The organism is Tepidicella xavieri, assembly GCF_004363315.1.
GTDB classification, from domain to species: domain Bacteria; phylum Pseudomonadota; class Gammaproteobacteria; order Burkholderiales; family Burkholderiaceae_C; genus Tepidicella; species Tepidicella xavieri.
Map to the genome: position 1 here is coordinate 41,664 of NZ_SNYL01000017.1, position 6,466 is coordinate 48,129.

7 protein-coding genes are annotated in these 6,466 nt (G+C 66.0%); 2 read left to right on the plus strand and 5 right to left on the minus strand.

Annotated features, from left to right (window positions below):
• Window positions 1-8: 8 nt before the first annotated feature.
• The 4 genes from ctaD to DFR43_RS11985 form a co-directional block, all read right to left on the minus strand.
• Complete coding sequence (gene ctaD, locus DFR43_RS11970) at window positions 9-1,631, minus strand: cytochrome c oxidase subunit I (protein ID WP_133599004.1); 1,623 nt, start codon at window positions 1,629-1,631, stop codon at window positions 9-11.
• A gap of 35 nt (window positions 1,632-1,666) precedes the next feature.
• Entirely contained in the window at window positions 1,667-2,857 is a 1,191-nt protein-coding gene (gene coxB, locus DFR43_RS11975; RefSeq protein WP_133599005.1) for a cytochrome c oxidase subunit II, read from the minus strand.
• A 67-nt stretch (window positions 2,858-2,924) separates the two neighbouring features.
• Window positions 2,925-3,455, minus strand: coding sequence for a DUF2244 domain-containing protein (locus DFR43_RS11980; protein WP_133599006.1), 531 nt, complete (start codon window positions 3,453-3,455; stop codon window positions 2,925-2,927).
• Window positions 3,456-3,582: 127 nt separating this feature from the next.
• The gene (locus DFR43_RS11985; protein ID WP_133599019.1) at window positions 3,583-4,521 is read right to left on the minus strand and encodes a class I SAM-dependent methyltransferase; all 939 of its coding nucleotides are present in this window, start codon (window positions 4,519-4,521) and stop codon (window positions 3,583-3,585) included.
• A gap of 52 nt (window positions 4,522-4,573) precedes the next feature.
• Between DFR43_RS11985 and DFR43_RS11990 the strand changes: the two genes are divergently transcribed.
• Together DFR43_RS11990 and trmL are read left to right on the plus strand one after the other, a co-directional pair.
• Window positions 4,574-5,347 carry a ComF family protein gene (locus DFR43_RS11990; RefSeq protein WP_133599008.1) on the plus strand — a complete coding sequence of 258 codons (774 nt, stop codon included), beginning with the start codon at window positions 4,574-4,576 and terminating at the stop codon, window positions 5,345-5,347.
• 10 nt (window positions 5,348-5,357) lie between these two features.
• Window positions 5,358-5,858 carry a tRNA (uridine(34)/cytosine(34)/5-carboxymethylaminomethyluridine(34)-2'-O)-methyltransferase TrmL gene (gene trmL, locus DFR43_RS11995; protein ID WP_133599010.1) on the plus strand — a complete coding sequence of 167 codons (501 nt, stop codon included), beginning with the start codon at window positions 5,358-5,360 and terminating at the stop codon, window positions 5,856-5,858.
• On the opposite strand, the gene DFR43_RS12000 is transcribed toward trmL, so the two are convergent.
• Window positions 5,847-6,302 carry a MaoC family dehydratase gene (locus DFR43_RS12000; RefSeq protein ID WP_133599012.1) on the minus strand — a complete coding sequence of 152 codons (456 nt, stop codon included), beginning with the start codon at window positions 6,300-6,302 and terminating at the stop codon, window positions 5,847-5,849. The genes trmL and DFR43_RS12000 overlap by 12 nt on opposite strands.
• Window positions 6,303-6,466 lie beyond the last annotated feature (164 nt).

Consider the following 6,466-nt stretch of genomic DNA (forward strand, 5'->3'; position numbering starts at 1 on the left):
GCTCCCGATCAGCCGATCACACGGGTGGCCGAGGCGTCGAGCTTCGGCGGGGTCTCGTAGGTGTGGTGGGGGGCCGGCGAAGGCACTTCCCACTCCAGCCCTTCGGCAGCCTCCCAGGGCTTCTGGGGCGCTTTCTCGCCGCGGCCGCGCATCACAGGCAGCACCACGAACAGCAGGAAGTACACCTGCATCAGACCGAAGCCAAAGGCGCCGATCGACGAAATCATGTTGAAGTCGGCGAACTGCATCGGGTAGTCCGCATAGCGGCGCGGCATGCCGGCCAAGCCCAGGAAGTGCTGCGGGAAGAAGGTGATGTTGAAGAAGATCAACGACAGCCAGAAATGGATCTTGCCGCGCACTTCGCTGTACATCACGCCGCTCCACTTGGGCGCCCAGTAGTAGAAGCCGCCGAACAGGGCAAAGAGCGAACCGGCCACCATGGTGTAGTGGAAGTGCGCCACCACGTAGTAGGTGTCATGCAGCTGCTGGTCGAGCGGCGCCATCGACAGAATCAGCCCGGTGAAACCACCCATGGTGAACACGAAGATGAAGCCCACGGCCCACAGCATCGGTGTCTCGAAGGTCATCGAGCCTTTCCACATGGTGGCGATCCAGTTGAACACCTTCACGCCCGTGGGCACGGCGATCAGCATGGTGGCGTACATGAAGAACAGCTGACCTGTCACCGGCATGCCAGTGGTGTACATGTGGTGCGCCCACACGATGAAGGACAGAATGGCGATCGACGCGGTGGCGTACACCATGGAGGTGTAGCCAAACAGCTTCTTGCGCGAGAAAGCCGGGATGATCTGGCTGACGATGCCGAAGGCCGGCAGGATCAGGATGTACACCTCGGGGTGGCCGAAGAACCAGAAGATGTGCTGATACATCACCGGGTCGCCGCCGCCGGCGGGGTTGAAGAAGGCGGTGCCGAAGTGGCGGTCGGTCAGCGTCATGGTGATGGCGCCAGCCAACACGGGAATCACGGCAATCAGCAGGTAGGCGGTGATGAGCCACGTCCAGCAGAACATGGGCATCTTCATCAGCGTCATGCCGGGGGCGCGCATGTTCAGGATGGTGACGATGATGTTGATCGCCCCCATGATGGACGATGCGCCCAGGATGTGCAGCGCAAAGATGGCGGCGTCCATGGACGGGCCCATTTGCAGCGTCAGCGGGGCATACAGCGTCCAGCCAGCCGCCGGCGCGCCGCCGGGCATGAAGAACGATGCAGCCAGAATGATGGCGGCGGGCACCATCAGCCAGAAGCTGAAGTTGTTCATGCGGGCGAATGCCATGTCGGAAGCGCCGATCTGCAGCGGGATCATCCAGTTGGCGAAGCCCACGAAGGCCGGCATGATGGCGCCGAACACCATGATGAGGCCGTGCATGGTGGTGAACTGGTTGAACAGTTCCGGATTGACCACCTGCAGGCCAGGCTGGAACAGTTCGGCACGGATGCCCAGGGCGAGCACGCCACCGAACAAGAACATGACGAAGCTGAAGATCAGGTACAGGGTCCCGATGTCTTTGTGGTTGGTGGCGTAGACCCAGCGGCGCCAGCCGGTGGGCGCGTGATGGTGGTCGTGATCGTGCGCGTGAGCGTCGTGGTGATCAAGAACTGCACTCATGGCGTTTTCCTCGTTTCAAACATTCTGACAGGCGCTCACCGGGCCGCCATCACTTCGGCAGGCTGGATCAGCCGCTCGGTGTTGTTGGACCAGCTGTTCTTGGCGTAGGTCATCACCGCAGCCAGCTCGGTGTCAGAGAGCTGACGCCAGGCAGGCATCGCGCCTTTGCCGTTGAGCATGATCTGCAGGAATTCGGTGTGGTCCTGGGCGGTCACGATGGCCGAGCCGTCCAGCGGCTTGAACGGACCGGAACCCTGCCCGTTGGCTTGGTGGCAGACGGCACAGTTGGCAGCATACACCGAGGCGCCACGGGCCACCAGATCGGTCAGCGTCCAGACCTTGTTGGGGTCGTCGGCCTTGGCTGCCATGATTTCGAGCTGCTCCTTCACCCAGGCGCTGTACTCTTCCTGAGTGACCACGCGCACGTGAATCGGCATGAAGGCATGCTCCTTGCCGCAGAGCTCGGCGCACTGACCATAATAGTCGCCGGTTTTCTCGGCACGGAACCAGTTGTCGCGCACGAAGCCGGGGATGGCGTCTTGCTTGATGCCAAACGCCGGCACCATCCAGGCGTGGATCACGTCGGTGGCGGTGGTGATCACGCGAACCTTCTTGCCCACGGGCACGACCAGCGGGTTGTCCACCTTGAGCAGGTAGTCGTCGAGCTTGACGCCACGGGCGCCTTCATCGGCAATGCGGCGGTGCTCGGGGTCCAGCGTCTGCAGCACGGAAATGCCTTCGCCTTCGCCCTTGATGTAGTCGTAACCCCACTTCCACTGCATGCCGGTGACCTTGATGGTCAGATCGGCGTTGGTGGTGTCTTTTTGCGCCACGACGAGGCGCGTGGCCGGCAGGGCCATGCCGATCACGATGAGCAGCGGCACGATGGTCCAGCCCAGTTCCACCCACAGCGGCTCGGGCAGTTCTTGCGCTTTGTGACCGGCGGCTTTGCGGTGCTTGAGGATGGAGTAGAACATCACCCCGAAGACCAGCACGAAGATGACGGCGCACAAGGCCAGCATGAACCAGTGCAGGCTGTGCAGTTCCTCGGCCATGCGGCTGGCCGGAGGCTGAAAGTTCAAGCCGTTGCGTTGCGGGCCGCCTGGCAGACTGTCGACGGCATGGGCCGCCGTGGCCCACCACGCCGCCGCACCCAGGGTCGTCGCGGTCACTGCGCCTTGCGCACTGGCCCATCGCCGGCGCAACGAATGAACTGCTTTCTTCATCGTGCTCACTTTTCTTGCCTCAAATATAAGCATTGATTTATATCAATACCGATTACACCAAACTTTCCTAACATCCCATGTCGGGGCATTCCCTGACCTGCGCCACGCCGCGGCCGCGCAGGGCCTGCCGCAATTCGTTGGCCAGCCGTCTGCGCTGCTCGGGCCGCATGTAGCGCCCCACCTCCACCGTCTGGCCAGCCGCCGTCAGACCGACGAGGGCTGACCGCTCCGAGGAAGGAATGACCCGCACCCACTCCCGAGGAAGCTCGTGTTTTTGCAATCTGCCACCGTACTCCCACTCGACCACGAGCCGGCGATCGTCCAGGCGGATGTGCTCACGGTCGGTCGCGTGGCGGGCATACACCACGAAGGCGATGCCCAAGGCCAACAGTTCCAGCGCCGCAAACGGCAACACCAGGATCGCCCCCATGCCCCAGAAGAACGCCGCCACGCTCAGCGACGTGCCGCACAGCAGCACATACACCAGCCCCATCTGACGGGGCGTCATCGAACAGTTGCGCCGCGACAACCACGAGACGCCATCAGCGGATGCGTGGGCCAGCGGTTCTCGCACCGGGAACTCGGGCACGGTCTTCATCCAGTGACAGACACTTACAACAACAGGCCGCCCCGAAGGCCGGCCTGCTTTTGATCTATGTCAATTGTAGCCGCGCTTTCGGGGCTTGCTGGCCTTCCCCCGCGCGGTGGTCGGGAAAAGCGGCCGCTCAACCGTTCGCTGGTGGACGACGCAGCATGGCACGCAAGTCGTCCAGCGGCACCTGGGTGCTGGCGCTGACCCGGGCACGCGGCACGGGCTTGACGGCGTGGCCGTAAATGACTTCCACGGTCAGGCTCAGGTGCCCGTCGCTGGTGCGCGGCAATTCCCGCTCGACCAGGGCCTGCCAGGCGCGCAGATGCGCGCGCCCGGGGGTGACCGCGCGGCGCCCTTGGTGCAGATTGCGCCCCCCTGCCCGCAGATCGGCCAGCAGGCGCTGGGCATCCGGATAGGTGAGCGTGAGGCGCTCCATGTCCATCACAGGCTCGGCAAAGCCTGTGGCCACCAGCATGTCGCCCCAATCGTGCATGTCGGTCATGGCTGGCGCGGGCGGTGGCCAGCCGGCCAGGGCGTAAGCGCGGCGCAGTTCGATCAGCGTATCCGGCCCCAGACAGGAGAACATGACGATGCCATCGGTCCGCAGCCATTGCTTCCATGTCTGGAGCACCTCGTGCGGACGGTCGTAGAGATGCAGGGACAGGTTGGCCCAGAGCAGATCGGCCTGACCCGGGGCCACCGCGGCAGCCGAGGACGCCGCGGCATTCGCCGTGGCAGCCCCGCCAATCCAACGCCGCCACCACGGCGCAGCCGCGGGAGCGGGCCGCAAACCGGCGGCCTGCCAGGTGACGGGGGATTCGTCGCCAGCCAGCTCGACGACGGCTTCGGGGCATTGGGCCGCCACCGCGCGATGGGCCTGCACGCCGCCCAGCACCGGATTCCAGTTCACCCAGGCAGCCGGCCGCTGCCGGAACCATGACAGCCGCTGCGCCATGCGCCGGCCGACTTCCTCACTCAGCCACGGGCTGGTGGCCCGAAGGCGCTCACGCCAGCGGCGGGCGGCAACGGGATCGAGATCGGGCACAGGCCCCGGCGTGGCGGCGTCGGACATGGGCGGACAGGCAATCACGGGGCAGCCAGTATAGTGGCGGACGGGAGGCCACATGAAAACCTGGAACCGCTCATCGGGCCAGTCAGCCGGCACGCCCGATCATGGGATACGCTGGCTGCCCACTACCTGCGCGCTTTGCCGCATCTGGAGCGACAGCGTGCTCTGCCCCGCCTGCCGGCAGGACCATGCCCGGATCATCCCGCGCTGCCCCGGTTGCGCCCATCCGCTGGCGCCCGGCCTGACACGGTGCAACCGCTGCGCACAGGATGGGCCGGGGGCGCTTGCGGCCTGCATGGCGCGGGTGGCCTACGCCTGGCCGTGGGACGACATCGTGGCCCGCTTCAAGTTTCGTGCCCAGCCAGCCTGGGCGCGTGAGCTGGCGCGGCTCATGCTCGACGACCCCCAAATCGTCACCGCGCTGGCCGCCGCCGACGGGCTGATCCCCATCCCGCTGGCCCCCTCTCGTCTGCGGGAACGCGGTTTCAACCAGGCGGCCGAGCTGGCGCGCCAGTTGGGCCGCCGCCTGCACCGCCCGGTACGCCCTCATGCCCTGCTGCGTCGTGAAACCCAGCGCACCCAGCATGAGCTGGACCGCGCCGAGCGCCAGGCCCACGCGCGGCTGGCCTTCGCCGTGGCCGCCCAGGAGCGCCCCCATATTGCCGGTCGGCACTGGATGTTGGTGGACGACGTGATGACCACCGGCGCCACCCTGCAAGCCGCCGCCCAGCGCCTGCGCGAAGCGGGGGCGGCGTCGGTCGGGGCGGTGGTCTTTGCCCGCACGCCGGCCCCTTCGGCGCAGCACTGGCTGGCCGAGCCCATGGAATAATGCCTGCCCCATGTTCCACATCGTGCTCGTTCACCCCGAAATCCCACCCAATACCGGCAATGCCATCCGGCTGTGCGCCAACACCGGGTGCACCCTGCATCTGGTGGAGCCCTTGGGGTTTTCGATGGAGGACCGGCTGATGCGACGGGCCGGGCTGGACTACCACGAGTACGCCGACGTGCGCCGGTACGCCGATTGGAACCACTTTCTGCAACAGACGCAGCCCGCAGCCGAACGGCTGTTTGCCCTCACCACCCGAGGCACCCGGGCGGTGCATGACGTGGCTTTCCAGCCGGGCGACTGGCTGGTCTTTGGATCGGAAACCCGGGGCTTGCCCCCGGAACTGCTGGCCACCTTCGCCGCGCCCCAGCGGCTGCGCCTGCCCATGCGACCCGGCCAACGCAGCCTGAACCTGTCGAATGCGGTGGCCGTGGTGGCTTACGAGGCCTGGCGACAGCAGGGGTTTGCGGGCGCGGCCCTCGCCCCTGCCGGGGCCGCTTCAGGCGTATAGCCGGGCCAGGAATTCGGCCACGCACACGGGTTTGTCGCTGCCTTCGCGCTCCACCGTCACGTCCCAGGTGAGTTGCCGCCCTCGGGGCTCGACCGGCTCGCAGGCCAGCAAGCGCAACACCGCCCGCAACCGGCTGCCCACAGGCACCGGCGCCGTGAAGCGCACCCGGTTCATCCCGTAATTCACGCCCATGCGCACCTCCTCCACCCGCAACGACGATTCCAGGAAACGGGGCATCAGCGACAAGGTCAGGAAGCCGTGCGCGATCGGCCCCCCAAAGGGGCCTAGGCGGGCCCGCTGCGGGTCCACATGAATCCATTGATGGTCGCCCGTGGCATCGGCAAAACGGTTGACCTGCTCCTGTGTGATCTCCAGCCAAGGGCTGACGGCGACGGTCTCGCCCACCAGAGCATCGAGGGCGTCCAGGGTCGGAAATGTGCGCATGGCCCGCACTCTAGCGGCCTGCCGGCAGGCCGTTTGTCCTCAGGGAGACAGTCGCCCGCGCCGCCTTAGCAGGCCGTTGAAAAAGTGCCCATCGAAGCAGCCGAGGCTCTGCCTGCGTCGGCTTTCAACCGGCTGGATCCGCATTTCCAGCCCCTGGCAGCCCT